The organism is Arthrobacter sp. L77 (genome assembly GCF_000816565.1).
Classification (GTDB): domain Bacteria; phylum Actinomycetota; class Actinomycetes; order Actinomycetales; family Micrococcaceae; genus Arthrobacter_D; species Arthrobacter_D antioxidans.
The window spans coordinates 555,595-569,874 of sequence record NZ_JWSU01000006.1; the positions used below are offsets into that span (position 1 = coordinate 555,595).

Consider the following 14,280-nt stretch of genomic DNA (forward strand, 5'->3'; position numbering starts at 1 on the left):
AGCCAGTGGGGGGCCGGAGCCCCGTCATCGCGCTCCGTCGATGACGCGACCGGCAGGAGGGCGGACGGCGCCGGTCAGGGCACGGTGCTCAGGGCACGGTGATCAGGGTCGAGGCGAGGTTCCGGACGCGCGTCGCCAGCACCTCGCGGACGGTGCGGACTCCGTCCAGGTCCATGGTGGCAGGATCGGAGATCTGCCAGTCCTCGTACTTCTTCCCCGGGTAGATGGGACAGGTGTCTCCGCAGCCCATGGTGATCACGACGTCGGCTGCCCGCACGACGTCGTCGGTCAGGGGCTTGGGGAATTCCTCGCCGAGCTCGAGCCCGATCTCTTGCATGGCGGTGACCACGTTCTCGTCGAGGTGCTCGGCGGGCATCGACCCGGCGGAGCGGACGTTGATCGCTCCCTGGGCCAGCTCCTTCAGCAGGGCCGCGGCCATCTGGGAGCGTCCGGCATTCTGGACGCAGACGAAGAGGACCTCCGGGACGCCGCTGGGCTGCTTGCCCTCGGCATGGGCGAGCGCCGTGAGCCGGTCACGGGCGAACCGGCGCGTGATGATCGGCAGGTAGGTCCTGATCTTCGCTGTGCGGGCGAGAGCCGTATAGGACTCGAAGACGTAGCGCTCGACCATCTCGGGACTGAACACTCCGTCGAAGGCCGCGGCCAGTTCGTCGGAGATGCGGTGGAGGAGCTGTTCATGGCTCCCGGTAGGGGCATCAGGGCTCGGTGACGTGCTCATCGTGCTGTCCTTTCTGGTGCACTGACCGGCAGGCGGGTCCGCCCGCCGGTTCCTCTCCTGCTCCCGGCGCCCACTCGGTGGTCCGGATCGGTGGTCCGGATCAGTGGTCCGGCTCACCCGACCGCCCGTGGGCGGTTCCGGTGGGGAAGCCGATGCTGACGAGTTGCGGTCCGCCGCAGCACCCGTCGGCCTCCGCCGCAGCCGGACCGTCGGTGCTCGTATCCGCAGCAGCAGGGGCGTCGCAGGATCCCCCGAGGTCCGTGCTGCAGACCCCCGTCTCGGGCAGGTCGAGCTGCAGACGGGACGCCGCCTCGGTGTCGCCGGCGAGCGCGGCGGTGACGGAGCGGACCTGCTCGTACCCCGTGGCCAGGAGGAAGGTGGGGGCCCGCCCGTAGGACTTCATGCCGACCAGGTAGAAATCCTTCTCCGGGTGGGCAAGGACATCCGCGCCGTGGGCGGGAACCGTCCCGCAGGAGTGGAACTCCGGGTCGATCAGGGGGCCGAGCGCACGCGGTGCTTCCACCGCGGGGTCCAGGTCGAGCCGGAGTTCGCGCAACATGTCGAGGTCCGGCCGGAATCCGGTGGCCGGTACGAGGACGTCGACGTCGACCGTGCGGACGCCGTCCGGTGTCGACGCCGTCACCGCCAGGCCCCGCCCGTTCCGGGCGAGAGCGGTGATCGTGAAGCCCGTGGTCAGCTCGACGACGCCGTCACCGACGAGGGCTCTCAACCGGCTGCCGAGGGCGCCCCGGGCCGGCAGGCCGTCGAGGTCCCCGCCGCCGTAGAGGCGCTGGGCCGATCCGCTGCCGCGGACGGCCCAGAGGATCCGCGTGCCGGGTTCGTTCCCGGCGACCTCGCCGAGGTCGATCAGCGTGTTGGCGGCCGAGTGGCCGGCGCCGACGACCATGACCGTCCTCCCTGCGAACCGTTCCCGTTGGGCTCCGACGACGTCGGGCAGTGCGGAGGTCACCAGATCGGCCACGGTGTCCTCGCCGGGTGCCCGCAGTCCCGACTGGCCGAGCGGATTGGGCCGGCCCCACGTGCCGGAGGCGTCGATGACGGCGCGCACGAGGTGATCGACGGTTCCCTCGGGACCGGTGGCGCGGACGAGGAAGGGCGTCGTGTCGCGTCCCGTGGTCCTGGTCTTGTCCATGCCGAGCCGGGTGATGGCCGTGACGGTGCTGCCGAACCGCAGCGTCCGCGCGATGGCCGGGACGGCGGCGAGGGGTTCGAGATAGGACTCCACCAGTTCCCGCCCTGACGGCAGTGCGGTCTGGCGTGGTTCCACCCACCCGGTGGGCTCGAGCAGGCGTCGGGCCGCCGGATCGATGTCGTACTGCCACGGCGAGAACAGGCGGATGTGCGCCCACTGCCGGATCGCGGCCCCGACGTTCCCGCCCTGTTCGAAGACGATCGGGGTGAGCCCCTGCTCGAGGAGGTTGGCGGCCGCGGACAGTCCGATCGGTCCGGCGCCGATGACGGCGACCGGGAGGTCGGTCGCGATGGTGCTCGGAGTAGCGGTGGTCTCAGGCATGGGCGGTCTCCTCGATGAGTGCGGTGGCGATGCTGGGGGCGTCCTCGAGTGCGGCGAGGTACCGTTCTGCGTCCAGGGCTGCAGCGCAGCCAGAGCCTGCCGCGGTGATGGCCTGCCGGTAGCGGTGGTCCACGGCGTCGCCGCAGGCGAAGACGCCGTGGACGTTCGTGAGGGTGGTGGGTGAGTCGACGACGATGTACCCCTCGTCGTCGAGGGTGACCTGTCCCCGGACGAGGTCGGTCCGCGGAAGGTGGCCGATGGCCACGAAGATCCCGGTGGCGCCCAGCTCCCGGGTGTCTCCGGTGACCGTGTCGGTGAGGGTGACGCCGGTGACCTTCGCCTCGCCGCGGATGGCGGTGATGGCGCTGGTGTACTCGAAGCGGATCTTCTCGTTGTCCAGGGCGCGCTGCGCCATGATCTTCGACGCACGCAGCGATGAGCCGCGGACGACGACGGTGACGGTGTCCGCGAAGCGGGTGAGGAACAGGGCTTCCTCCATCGCGGAGTCCCCGCCGCCGACGACGATGATGTCCTGGCCGCGGAAGAAGAACCCGTCGCAGGTCGCGCACCAGGACACGCCCCGGCCGGACAGACGCTTCTCGTCGGGCAGGCCGAGTTCCCTGTAGGCGGAGCCTGTCGCGAGGATCACCGCGGGTGCCTGGTAGGTGGTGCCGCTGAGCGTGGTGACGGTCTTGACGTTCCCCGTGAGCTCGACGGTCGCGGCGTCGTCGTACTCGATCGCCGCGCCGAAGCGTTCGGCCTGCCGGCGGAGATTCTCCATCAGCTCGGGGCCCTGGATACCGCCGGTGAAGCCGGGGAAGTTCTCGACCTCCGTCGTGTTCATCAGTGCCCCGCCTGCGGTGACGGCACCAGCGATGACCCTGGGCGCCAGGCCGGCCCGGGCCGCATAGATCGCCGCGGTGTATCCGGCGGGGCCGGAGCCCACGATGATGATCTTCTCGCTCTGAACGTCCGCCATGGCAGTGCCTCTCGAATCGGGGGTCATGCTGGTGTACCGCGTCATGTGCCGCGGTGAGGTCAGGCCGTGGTGCCGGTACCGGTGGGCAGGAGTTCACCGATGAGCTGCTGGATGCGTCCCTTGATGTCGTCGCGGATGGGGCGGACCGAGTCGACACCCTTGCCCGCCGGGTCCTCGAGGACCCAGTCCTCGTACCGCTTGCCGGGGAAGTAGGGGCATTCGTCGCCGCAGCCCATGGTGACCACGACGTCGGAGGCCTTCACGGCGTCCGTGGTGAGGATCTTCGGGGTTTCCGCGGTGATGTCGATGCCCTCCTCCTTCATCGCCTCGACCGCGGCGGGGTTGACCTGGTCGGCGGGCTGCGACCCGGCGGAGAGGACCTCGATGCGCCCCTCCGACAGGTGGCTCAGGTAGGCCGCAGCCATCTGCGACCGGCCCGCGTTGTGCACGCAGACGAACAGGACCGAGGGCTTCCTGTGATCGGCGGTCGTCGTGGCTGATGTCTCGGTGCTCATGATGATCCTTGGTTCATCGCCTCGTGCCGGAGGGCCGGGCGTTCGGATGGAGAGGAGGAGCCGAACCCCGGGCCGGACACCTCGCGTTCCGGCGACCGACCAGGGATCGACTGGCTTCGATGTCGAGTATGCGGACAGATATCGATGGATGTCAATGCGCGGGTATGCTGGGCGAATGACGACGATCTCCGCGCCCGGACCAGCGGGCCTCGCAGCAGCCGAACCGGCGCTCGCGCCGCTCGATGGCGCAACCGAGGAGGGCCGCTGCTGTGTGCCCTCCGGAACCTCCGCGATGAGTGCCGGTCGCGCCGAGGAACTCGCGAAGCAGTTCAAGGCCATCGCCGACCCGAACCGGCTGCGCCTGGTGTCGCTCATCTCCGCGAGCGCCGCCAACGAGGCGTGCGTGTGTGATCTCACCGAGCCGTTGGATCTCGGCCAGCCGACGGTGTCCCACCATCTGAAGATCCTCGTCGACGCCGGCATCCTGCACCGCGAGAAGCGCGGCGTCTGGGCGTACTACTCCATCGTGCCCGGAAGCCTGGACTCCCTCGCCGGCGTCCTCACCGAGGCCCGATGACACACCCTCCTGCCTCTGCCCTCCACCACGAATCGAGACCCCTGTGACCTTCAAAGCGGACAAGCCCTCCGTCCTGTTCGTCTGCGTCAAGAACGGCGGCAAGTCCCAGATGGCCGCCGGGCTCATGGGCAAGGTCGCCGGCGACTCCGTGACCACGGCCTCGGCCGGATCGAAGCCGGGGTCCGCCGTCAACGGCCTCTCCGCCGAGGTCCTGGCCGAGGTCGGCATCGACATCAGCCGGAACATCCCGCGCCAGGTCACCGCCGAGGACCAGGTCCGGGCGGACGTCGTCGTGATCCTCGGCCCCGAAGCGCAGGTCGACGAGGTCGAGGGGACCCGCTACGAACGGTGGACCACCGACGAGCCCAGTGACCGCGGGATCGACGGCATCGACCGCATGCGCCTGGTCCGCGACGACATCCTCGCCCGCGTTACCGCGTTGCACGCCACGCTCACCGCCCCGTAGGGCTACCTCCCCCGCCTTCTTCCTCCGCTATCCCCTGCCCTTCTTCTCCCGTGAGTTCCCCCTGCTAGGAGTCCTGCTGCCATGACCGTGGTCGCCATCCTGATCTTCCTCGCCACCCTGACCCTCGTCATCTGGCAGCCCAAAGGCCTCGGCATCGGCTGGTCCGCCCTCGGCGGGGCCGCGCTCGCGCTGATCACCACCGTCGTGAGCCTGTCGGACATCCCCATCGTGTGGGACATCGTCTGGAACGCGACCTTCGCCTTCGTGGCGATCGTCATCATCTCGCTGATTTTGGACGAGTCCGGGTTCTTCACCTGGGCCGCCCTCCATGTCGCCCGCTGGGGCCGGGGCAACGGCCGCCTGCTGTTCACCCTGATCGTCCTGCTCGGAGCAGCGATCGCGGCGGTGTTCGCCAATGACGGGGCAGCACTGATCCTCACCCCGATCGTCATCCAGATGCTGCTCGCCCTGAAGTTCCCGGCCAGGGCATCCCTCGCGTTCGTCATCGCCTGCGGGTTCATCGCCGACGCCGGCAGCCTGCCCCTCGTCGTGTCGAACCTGGTGAACATCGTCACCGCGGACTTCTTCGACATCAGCTTCGCCCGCTACGCGGTCGTCATGGTCCCGGTCGGACTCGTCTCCGTCGCCGCCAGCCTGGGTGTCCTGCTCCTGTTCTTCCGGAAGGCCATCCCGCGCCACTACGACGTCACCGTCCTCGCGAACCCGAGATCCGCCATCGCGGACCCCCTGACCTTCAGGACCGGCTGGGTGGTCCTCGGGGTCCTGCTGATCGGCTACTTCGCCGCGGACCCCCTGAACATCCCGCTCTCCGCCGTCGCGGGCCTCGGCGCCGTCGTGCTCATGATCGTCGCCTCCCGCCGGCCCGCCTTCCTCTTCCCCCGTGCGGCCGCCCCGGCCGGCGCCCAGGCCACGCAGCATGCAGTACAGGAGTCGACGCACGCCGCAGATCGGGCGGAGGACCTCGACTACGAGACCGCGGGCATCGGGCGCCGGACCACGGCCGGCCCCCTCGCACCGCCTGCCTCGCACGCGGGCCCTGCCGATGACGGCGAGGACCTGCGGGTCTCGGCCGGCGGAACGGCGGCTGTGCCTGCTCCGGCGGGCCGGATCTCGGTTCCGCGCATCCTCAGGGAGGCGCCCTGGCAGATCGTCCTGTTCTCCATCGGCATGTACCTCGTCGTGTACGGGCTGCGGAACCAGGGCCTCACCGACGAACTGGCCGGTGTCTTCTCGGCCGTCGGCTCCAACGGCGTCCTGATCACCGCCCTGGGCGTCGGGGTCATCGTCGCGGTCCTCGCGTCCCTGATGAACAACATGCCCACCGTCCTCATCGCGTCCCTCGCGATCGGATCCGCCGGCGCCACCGGGCTGACCCAGGAAGCGATGATCTACGCCAACGTGATCGGCTCAGACCTCGGCCCGAAGATCACCCCGATCGGCAGCCTCGCGACCCTCCTGTGGCTCCACGTCCTGGACCGCAAGGGCATCCACATCGGGTGGGGCCAGTACTTCCGCACCGGGATCGTGCTCACCATCCCGGTCCTCCTCATCACGCTGGTCGCCCTCGCAGGGTGGCTCACCGTGGTCGGCGTCTGATTCTCCTGCGCCGTCCAGATCGGACCAGAAGCACTCGTCACGTCGGCGGGCGGACGGAGGGACTGCCCGGCGAGGGGCAGAAGAGAGCGACAGTCCCGACCGTGACGGGGATGAGCGCGGCGATCAGGCTCGGGGCGGTGTAGCTGCCGGTGATGTCGCGGCCGATGGAGAAGAGGATCGGTCCGAGGGCCGTGGAGCCGACGTTGATGGACGTGATGACTCCGCGGATGCCCCCGATGCTCTCGGTGCTGTAGTAGTGCGCGAGGGCGATGGGTTCGATCGCGCGAATGGCTCCGCCGGCGGCGCCCAGGACAAGGCCGTAGGCGACGGCGAGGCCGAAGCCGGTGATCAGGGGCAGGAAGCAGAGCGCTGCGGCGAGAAGTGCCATGGATCCCGTGAGCGCGTAGCGCGGGTCGAGCTTATGGGCGACGACGCCGACGGTCAGGGTGGCCAGGATCGCGGTGATGGTCTGGGGGATGAAGTTCGCGGCGGCTTCGGTGGTGCTCAGTCCCTGGCCGGTGAGGATGGAGACCTGGTGGAAGGCCAGAGCGGTCGACAGCATGCCGGTGGCCGCCAACGCTGCGGCGATGACCCAGAAGATCGGCGTCCGGGCCGCTTCTTCGGTCGTCCAGTCGCCACTGCCCGACGGCGCTCGGCCCGCGACGGCGGGCCCGGCGGGATGTGCCGGCGCTGCCGGCAATCGATGCTGCCCAGGAACCGGTTGTGGGCGCTTCTGGTGGCGGGGCAGGAACAGGATCATCGGCAGGACGACGACGAGCACCGCAACGGACTGCACACGCCACGCCAGGGCGATGCCACCGCTGCTGACGAGACGTTCGACGAGGATTGGGGTCAGGGAGATCCCAGCGGACCCGATCGCGGAGACCAGACCGATGGCGAGGCCGCGCCGGTGATGGAAGGCCTTGACGACGGCGGTGGTCGCCGCGAGGGTCAGGGTTCCCTGCCCGGCCATGCGCAGGATCACGAAGCCCGCGGTGAGTCCGTAGATGTCGCTGACGAAACTCAACCCCAGCAGGGCGAGGGCGAAGGCCGTGACGGCGATCAGGATGACCTTCCTGGGGCCCCACCTGTCGATGCCGCGGCCGATGAACGGCAGCGCGACGGCGCCGACAAGGGTGCCGAGGAGGTAGCTGGACGAGATGTCCGTGCGGGAAATCCCGAGCTCATCGATGAGCGGGTCGGTGAGCGGGGACAGGCCGGCGGTCTGCCCGGGTGCGGTCGCGGCGCTGATGAGCGCTCCGGCGGCAACGACTCCCCACCAGCGTGTGGGCACCGCCGCCGGAGCTACAGCACGAGGCGTGAGTGCTGGGCGCATGAAGGTGTCAGTGGCCGCCACCGAGGTGCCCGCCGAGGCGTTCGCGGATGGCGAGGCTCGCGGTGTTCAGGCCCTCGATCTGGACGCTTTTGCCGTAGCTGTCGTACTTGGCGGTGATCGCATCGAGTGCGGCGATGGTGGAGGCGTCCCAGAGGTGGGAGCCGTACATGTCGATGACGATGGTGTCAGGGTCCTCGGCGTAGTCGAACTGCGTGTAGAGGTCGTTGGAGGACGCGAAGAACAGCTCGCCCGACACCTCGTACTTCGCGACGGGCACGCCGAAGTGTTCCTCGACGGTCCGTTCGACCGTCACGAAGTGCGCGACCCGGCGGGCGAAGGCGACCATGGCCACGAGGACGCCGACGATGACGCCGATCGCGAGGTTGTGGGTCCAGACGGTGACGATGACCGTGCCGAGCATGACGGTCGTCTCGCTCTTGGGCATCCGCCTCAGCGTGCCGGGCTGGATGCTGTGCCAGTCGAAGGTCGCGATGGACACGAAGATCATCACCGCGACCAGGGCGGCCATCGGGATCAGGGCGACCACGTCGCCGAGGGCGACGACCAGGATGAGGACGAACAATCCGGCCATGAACGTGGAGATCCTGGTGCGCGCCCCGGAGGCCTTCACATTGATCATGGTCTGGCCGACCATCGCGCAGCCGCCCATGCCGCCGAAGAACCCGGTGATGATGTTCGCCGTGCCCTGACCCCACGATTCGCGGGTCTTGTTCGACCGGGTATCGGTGACGTCGTCGACGAGCTTGGCGGTCATCAGCGATTCCATCAGCCCGACCACGGCCATGCCGGCCGCGAACGGGGCGATGATCTGGAAGGTCTCGAGGGTCAGCGGCACATTGGGGAAGAACAGGGACGGCAGGCTCTCCGGCAGTTCACCCTTGTCTCCCACGGTGGGGACGGTGATCGCGAGGACGACCGCGGCCGCGGTGACGACGACGATCGCGACCAGGGGTGCGGGAACCGCGCGGGTGATGCGCGGCAGCAGGAAGATGATGACCAGTCCGACGGCGACCATCGGGTACACGAGCCAGGGAACCCCGATCAGCTCGGGCAGCTGGGAGGTGAAGATCAGGATGGCCAGGGCGTTCACGAAGCCCACCATCACGGAGCGGGGAATGAACCGCATGAGTTTCGCGACCCCGAGCACGCCGAGGACCACCTGGAAGATCCCGGCCAGGATGACCGCGGCAATGAAGTAGTCGATTCCATGACTGGCGACCAGGGGTGCGATGACCAGGGCCGTCGCGGCCGTGGCCGCGGAGATCATGGCCGGCCTCCCGCCGAGGAACGCGATGGAGACGGCCATGGTGAAGGAGGCGAACAAGCCGATCCGCGGGTCGACACCGGCGATGAGGGAGAACGCGATCGCCTCGGGAATCAGCGCGAGAGCGACGACGAGGCCGGCGAGGACCTCGGTACGCAGCAGGCGCGGAGTACGCAGGGTCCGCCAGACGGATTGGCGGTCCTCCGGAGTCAAGGGCGGAGCGGTGGTGGCAACAGCCATAGGAGTCCCCTTTCAGGGATCAGGAGGGCGCATCAGCTGCCCTCGGTGGTGAAGACGGTGGGGGCGCAACGCTGCGTCCGGGAAGAAGAAGGGGGCCATCGGGCCCACACATAACTATACTCTAACGTAATGGTAGAGTTAGGCGTTCAAGGCAGACCAAGCGATCAGGGAGATCTCGGTGCATATCGGTGAGCTTGCAGACCGGACAGGCCTGTCCCTGCGCACGCTGCGCCATTACGACGAGGTCGGACTCCTGCGCCCCAGCGGGCGCACCGACGGAGGATTCCGGGTGTACTCGGAAGGCGATTTCACCCGGCTGACCCGGATTCGACAGGCGCGTGCCCTGAAATTCAGCCTCGAGGAAATCGGTGAACTTCTCGACGTCCTCACAGCACGCTCGGGCTACCACGGGCTGGTGGAACTCGACGCGATGGAAACCCTCCTCGCGGAAGCACGCCGGCGCCGGACGAAACTCGCGGCCGACCTCGAGCGCGCCGACGACCTCATCACCCAGTTGTCCACCAGCCTCCAGCACCCCCTCCGGCCCACGGTTCAGCAGCCGGGGTAGACACCACAGGCTTCGGAGTCGGCCGCAGATCCGGGATCCCTATCGATCGCCTCGGCGGGCCCTCGTGGTCGCCCTCGAGGCTCCGGAACGATTAACTCAGCACGATCACCCGGTTCCCACCATGGGTAGGAGACACTTCTTGACGACATCGGACACAGTCCAACAGCAGGCAACACCACCCGAGCCCGGGGGCGCGCCGTCGGCTGCACCGGCCGGCCAGTCGGGCACCTTCCGACCGGAGGTGCAGGGCCTCCGCGCGGTCGCCCTTGTCCTGGTCGTGGTCTATCACGTGTGGCTCGGGCGGGTGTCGGGAGGAGTGGACGTCTTCCTGCTCGTCTCCGCGTTCCTGCTCACCGCCTCCTTCGCCCGCCGCTCCACGACGGGCCCGCTGGGCCTGCGCGCGTACTGGGCGCGCGTGTTCGGTCGGCTCCTGCCACCGGCCGCGGTCGTCCTGCTCGCAACCGTCATCGCATCGATCGCGTTCTTCCCGCAGGTCAGATGGGGCACCCTGATCGAACACGCCTGGGCGTCGCTGCTGTACGTGCAGAACTGGGACCTGGCCTTCGGTGCCGTGGACTACCAGGCAGCGGACGCCGCGACGGCCAGCCCGTTCCAGCACTTCTGGTCGCTGTCCATCCAGGGGCAGGTGTTCATCCTCTGGCCGCTGATCCTGGCTTCTTGCATCCTCGCCGCCCGGCGCACCCGGTTCTCCTTCACCGTCGTCGCAGGAACGGTCTTCTCGCTGATCTTCGCCGCGTCGCTCGCCTTCTCGGTGCACCAGACGACGACGAACCAGGCCTTCGCGTACTTCGACACCCGGGCGAGGCTGTGGGAGTTCGCGGCCGGCTCACTGCTGGCCCTCGCTTTGCCCCACCTGAACCTGAACCGGCTGACCCGGCTGGCCCTGGGCTGGGCCGGGATCCTGATGATCATCGCCTGCGGCCTCGTGATACAGGTCGAGAACCAGTTCCCCGGCTGGATCGCCCTGATCCCCGTCCTCGGGGCTGCCGCCGTCATCACCGCCGGCCCGCAGGGACAGCAGCCTCGTCACCGGCTCGGCATCGATCGGATCCTCGGCGCAGCACCCGTGCTGTCGGTCGGGCGGATCTCCTACGCCCTGTACCTGTGGCACTGGCCGATCCTGATCACCTACCTCGTCACCACCGGCACCAGCACCGTGTCCCTCGGCGAGGGCGCCGTGATCATCGCCCTCTCCGCGGTCCTGTCCTGGGGCACGATGCGCCTGGTCGAGCGTCCCCTGCAGGGCTGGTCATGGGTGCACCGCCGCAAGCGACGCAACGCCCTGCTCACCGTCGGCTGCGCCCTGATCGTCGCCGTCCCCCTCTCCGGCTGGGAGACGCGCATCAGCATCCAGGAAGAGCAACTCGCACAGCAACCGGCGGCGCTGAACCCCGGAGCGCAAGCGCTCCTTTCTCCCGAGGAGCACGCGACCCTCCCGGAGGCCGCGCTGCTGCCGGCCGCCACTGACCTCGGCGCAGAATGGGGCAAGGCGGGGCCCACCTGCGACGGCGGATACCGGCCTCAGGACGAGGCGCTGGAAACCTGCCACCAGATCGAACCCGACGGGCAGGCAACCCGGACGGTCGTCGTCATCGGCGACTCGCACGCCAACCAGCTCATGCCCGCACTCACCCACATCGCCGAGAAGAACCAGTGGCGGATGATCACCCTGCTCCGTAACGCCTGCCGCTACGGTGCGGAGTCCGACGCCCGCGACGACGCATGCAACGCCCGCAATGCCGCTGCCCGCGCATACGTGCTGGACCTGCAACCCGACGCGGTCATCACCCACGGAACCCTCAGCACGGCCGAGGAACCGCATGAACTCCTCGTCCCGGACTGGGAAGCAGGCATCGGCGTCTTTCTCGAGGACGGCATCGAAGTCCTCGCCATCCGGGACAATCCCCGCTTCCCGATCAACATGTTCGAATGCGTCGAGCTCCACGGGCAGGACGCACCGCAGTGCAACACCCCCCGCGACCAGGCGCTCCTGGCGGTCAATCCGGTCGAGGCGATCGCGGCCCGGGAACCGCTCGTGCATTCGCTGGACGTCACCCCGGCGTACTGCACCGGCACCACCTGCCCCGCAGTCGTCGGCAACGTTCACGTGTACATGGACCTCGACCACCTCAACCGCACCTACGTCGAAACCTTCACCGGCTACTTCGAGGACGAACTCTTCGCGACCACAGGGTGGACGACCACCGCACCACGCATCTCCGATCAGGACACTGCGTCTCCGGAGATGCGCTAGTAGCGGGTGAGGACGTCGATGAACTCGTCGGCGCGGGCGAGGGTCTCGACCATCTTGTCCCGCCGTTCGACGGCCGTGTCACGGAAGGTGGCCAGGCGCGCACGCAGGTCGTCGACCGCTCCCTGGTCAGTCTCCTGCTGCAGGGCATCCAGGACGGAGAGGAGATCCGTCATCTCCTCGAGCGTGAAACCCAGCGGCTTCATCCGGCGGATCACCATCAGCCGCTCGAGATCCTCCTCGCTGTAGACGCGGAACCCGCCCTCCGTGCGGGCGGTCGCCGGGAGGATACCGACGTCGTCATAGTGGCGGATCGTCCGCAGGGACAGGCCCGTGCGCTCGGCGAGCTCGCCGATGTGCATGGTCCGGCCCGCCTCGGCGACCTCCGGTGTCGCATCACTCATCCGTGTTTCCTTCCCATGCCGGCTACAACCTCACGTGACGTCAGGTTAGAGTTTAACGGTTACTGCGGCATCCCGCGGTTCTTCTGTACGCCGGCGTACAGCCTAGCTTCCCTTCCCGAACGGCGACCCAGCCGTGTCCCGCCGCCCTGTACTCCCACGCCCGAAGGAACCTGCCATGTCAGCAGCCGCGCCTACCACGACCACTAAACTCACGCCCGTCGAACGCCAGTCGGTCGCCAGGACCTTACGGAACCCGCGCCTGCTGAAGACCGAGGTCCTCGCCGGCCTCGTCGTCGCCCTCGCCCTGATCCCGGAGGCCATCGCCTTCTCGATCATCGCCGGCGTGGACCCGCGACTGGGCCTGTTCGCCTCGTTCACCATGGCGGTCTCCATCGCCTTCCTCGGCGGACGCCCGGCGATGATCTCCGCGGCCACCGGCGCGATCGCCCTGGTCATCGCACCCCTGGTGGCCAGCCACGGCGTGGACTACTTCATCGCCGCGGTGATCCTCGGCGGCCTCTTCCAGGTGATCCTTGGCATCACCGGGGTCGCCCGGCTCATGCGCTTCATCCCCCGCTCCGTCATGGTGGGCTTCGTCAACGCCCTCGCGATCCTCATCTTCATGTCGCAGGTCCCCGAGCTCATCGATGTGCCCTTCCTCGTGTACCCCATGGTCGCCGTCGGCCTGCTGATCGTCTTCGGACTGCCCCGCCTCACCAGGGCCGTCCCCGCACCCCTGGTGGCCATCGTGGTCCTGACCGTCTTCGCGGTCCTCGCGAACGTGCTCGTGCCGACCGTCGGGGACAAGGGAGAACTGCCGGAGAGCCTGCCGTCCCTGTTCTTCCCCAATGTGTCGCTGACCCTCGAGACCCTCCAGATCATCGCCCCCTTCTCCCTGGCGCTGGCCGCCGTCGGGCTCCTCGAGTCCCTCATGACCGCCAAGCTCGTCGACGACATCACCGACACCCGCTCCAACAAGACCCGCGAATCCTGGGGTCAGGGCACGGCGAACATCATCACCGGGTTCTTCGGCGGCATGGGCGGCTGCGCCATGATCGGCCAGACCATGATCAACGTGAAGGCCTCCGGCGCGCGCACCAGGATCAGCACCTTCCTCGCCGGGATCTTCCTGCTCGTCCTCGTCGTCGCCCTCGGCGACATCGTCGCCCTCATCCCGATGGCTGCCCTCGTCGCCGTCATGATCTTCGTCGCCATCGCCACGTTCGACTGGCACAGCATCCAGCCCTCCACCCTGAAGCGGATGCCCAGGAGCGAGACCACCGTCATGCTCGCCACCGTCATCGTCACCGTCTGGACCCACAACCTCGCGATCGGCGTCGGCGTCGGCGTCCTCGTGGCCATGGTCGCGTTCGCCCGCCGCGTGGCGCACTTCGTCACCGTGGAACGCACCGAGACCACCGTGGACGGCGACCGGCACGCCATCTACACGGTCGACGGCGAGCTGTTCTTCGCGTCCTCCAACGACCTCTACACCCAGTTCGAGTACGCCACCGACCCCCGCCGGGTCACCATCGACCTGCACGGCTCCCACCTCTGGGACGCCTCCACCATCGCCGCCCTGGACGCCGTCACCGAGAAGTACCGCACCCACGGCACCGAGGTGGAAGTGGTCGGACTCAACGAGGCCTCCACGATGATGCGTGAACGCCTGGGCGGGAAGCTCGGCGCCGGCCACTGACCGGTTGCGCCGGGATCCGGCCGGCGCGTGTCCGGTGCGGAACCCGCCG

At 68.5% G+C, this 14,280-nt stretch carries 13 protein-coding genes; 6 read left to right on the forward strand and 7 right to left on the reverse strand.

Features of this window, described 5'->3' with window-relative positions; all coding sequences use genetic code 11:
• Positions 1-88 precede the first annotated feature (88 nt).
• The 4 genes from RY94_RS12770 to RY94_RS12785 all read right to left on the reverse strand — a co-directional run bounded on the left by RY94_RS12770 (position 89) and on the right by RY94_RS12785 (position 3,767).
• Complete coding sequence (locus RY94_RS12770) at positions 89-739, reverse strand: arsenate-mycothiol transferase ArsC (protein WP_043445633.1); 651 nt, start codon at positions 737-739, stop codon at positions 89-91.
• 100 nt (positions 740-839) lie between these two features.
• Positions 840-2,273 carry an NAD(P)-binding domain-containing protein gene (locus RY94_RS12775; RefSeq protein ID WP_052274326.1) on the reverse strand — a complete coding sequence of 478 codons (1,434 nt, stop codon included), beginning with the start codon at positions 2,271-2,273 and terminating at the stop codon, positions 840-842.
• On the reverse strand, positions 2,266-3,252 hold the full coding sequence (gene trxB / locus RY94_RS12780) for a thioredoxin-disulfide reductase (RefSeq protein WP_043445635.1): 987 nt from the start codon (positions 3,250-3,252) through the stop codon (positions 2,266-2,268). The genes RY94_RS12775 and trxB overlap by 8 nt, the downstream gene beginning before the upstream one ends.
• Positions 3,253-3,311: 59 nt before the next feature.
• Positions 3,312-3,767: an arsenate reductase ArsC gene (locus RY94_RS12785; protein WP_043445638.1), complete on the reverse strand. Its 456-nt coding sequence runs from the start codon at positions 3,765-3,767 to the stop codon at positions 3,312-3,314.
• A 175-nt stretch (positions 3,768-3,942) separates the two neighbouring features.
• Between RY94_RS12785 and RY94_RS12790 the strand changes: the two genes are divergently transcribed.
• From RY94_RS12790 to RY94_RS12800, 3 genes are all read left to right on the forward strand, one after another.
• On the forward strand, positions 3,943-4,344 hold the full coding sequence (locus RY94_RS12790; RefSeq protein WP_052274327.1) for an ArsR/SmtB family transcription factor: 402 nt from the start codon (positions 3,943-3,945) through the stop codon (positions 4,342-4,344).
• A gap of 43 nt (positions 4,345-4,387) precedes the next feature.
• Positions 4,388-4,810: an arsenate-mycothiol transferase ArsC gene (locus RY94_RS12795; RefSeq protein ID WP_082046333.1), complete on the forward strand. Its 423-nt coding sequence runs from the start codon at positions 4,388-4,390 to the stop codon at positions 4,808-4,810.
• 81 nt (positions 4,811-4,891) lie between these two features.
• Positions 4,892-6,427, forward strand: a complete 1,536-nt coding sequence (locus tag RY94_RS12800; protein WP_043445641.1) for an arsenic transporter — start codon at positions 4,892-4,894, stop codon at positions 6,425-6,427.
• 37 nt (positions 6,428-6,464) lie between these two features.
• Here RY94_RS12800 and RY94_RS12805 read toward each other — a convergent pair whose 3' ends face one another.
• Positions 6,465-7,721, reverse strand: a complete 1,257-nt coding sequence (locus RY94_RS12805; protein ID WP_231554525.1) for an MFS transporter — start codon at positions 7,719-7,721, stop codon at positions 6,465-6,467.
• A gap of 49 nt (positions 7,722-7,770) precedes the next feature.
• Positions 7,771-9,288: a SulP family inorganic anion transporter gene (locus tag RY94_RS12810; RefSeq protein ID WP_043445643.1), complete on the reverse strand. Its 1,518-nt coding sequence runs from the start codon at positions 9,286-9,288 to the stop codon at positions 7,771-7,773.
• Positions 9,289-9,466: 178 nt separating this feature from the next.
• Here RY94_RS12810 and RY94_RS12815 point away from each other — a divergent pair, with 178 nt between their 5' ends.
• Together RY94_RS12815 and RY94_RS12820 are read left to right on the forward strand one after the other, a co-directional pair.
• The gene (locus tag RY94_RS12815) at positions 9,467-9,856 is read left to right on the forward strand and encodes a MerR family transcriptional regulator (RefSeq protein WP_052274329.1); all 390 of its coding nucleotides are present in this window, start codon (positions 9,467-9,469) and stop codon (positions 9,854-9,856) included.
• A gap of 139 nt (positions 9,857-9,995) precedes the next feature.
• Positions 9,996-12,131, forward strand: a complete 2,136-nt coding sequence (locus tag RY94_RS12820; protein ID WP_231554526.1) for an acyltransferase family protein — start codon at positions 9,996-9,998, stop codon at positions 12,129-12,131.
• Here RY94_RS12820 and RY94_RS12825 read toward each other — a convergent pair.
• Positions 12,128-12,532 carry a MerR family transcriptional regulator gene (locus tag RY94_RS12825; RefSeq protein WP_043445648.1) on the reverse strand — a complete coding sequence of 135 codons (405 nt, stop codon included), beginning with the start codon at positions 12,530-12,532 and terminating at the stop codon, positions 12,128-12,130. The genes RY94_RS12820 and RY94_RS12825 overlap by 4 nt on opposite strands.
• Positions 12,533-12,707: 175 nt before the next feature.
• Between RY94_RS12825 and RY94_RS12830 the strand changes: the two genes are divergently transcribed.
• A complete protein-coding gene (locus RY94_RS12830) occupies positions 12,708-14,231 on the forward strand; it encodes a SulP family inorganic anion transporter (protein WP_043445650.1) in 1,524 nt (507 codons plus the stop codon).
• The last annotated feature ends 49 nt before the right edge of the window (positions 14,232-14,280 follow it).

Bases quoted from the DNA above. Each gene is read 5' to 3' on its own strand.
- RY94_RS12770 (WP_043445633.1), bottom strand. From the start codon at position 739: ATGAGCACGTCACCGAGCCCTGATGCCCCTACCGGGAGCCATGAACAG.
- RY94_RS12775 (WP_052274326.1), bottom strand. From the start codon at position 2,273: ATGCCTGAGACCACCGCTACTCCGAGCACCATCGCGACCGACCTCCCG.
- trxB (WP_043445635.1), bottom strand. From the start codon at position 3,252: ATGGCGGACGTTCAGAGCGAGAAGATCATCATCGTGGGCTCCGGCCCC.
- RY94_RS12785 (WP_043445638.1), bottom strand. From the start codon at position 3,767: ATGAGCACCGAGACATCAGCCACGACGACCGCCGATCACAGGAAGCCC.
- RY94_RS12790 (WP_052274327.1), top strand. From the start codon at position 3,943: ATGACGACGATCTCCGCGCCCGGACCAGCGGGCCTCGCAGCAGCCGAA.
- RY94_RS12800 (WP_043445641.1), top strand. From the start codon at position 4,892: ATGACCGTGGTCGCCATCCTGATCTTCCTCGCCACCCTGACCCTCGTC.
- RY94_RS12810 (WP_043445643.1), bottom strand. From the start codon at position 9,288: ATGGCTGTTGCCACCACCGCTCCGCCCTTGACTCCGGAGGACCGCCAA.
- RY94_RS12825 (WP_043445648.1), bottom strand. From the start codon at position 12,532: ATGAGTGATGCGACACCGGAGGTCGCCGAGGCGGGCCGGACCATGCAC.
- RY94_RS12830 (WP_043445650.1), top strand. From the start codon at position 12,708: ATGTCAGCAGCCGCGCCTACCACGACCACTAAACTCACGCCCGTCGAA.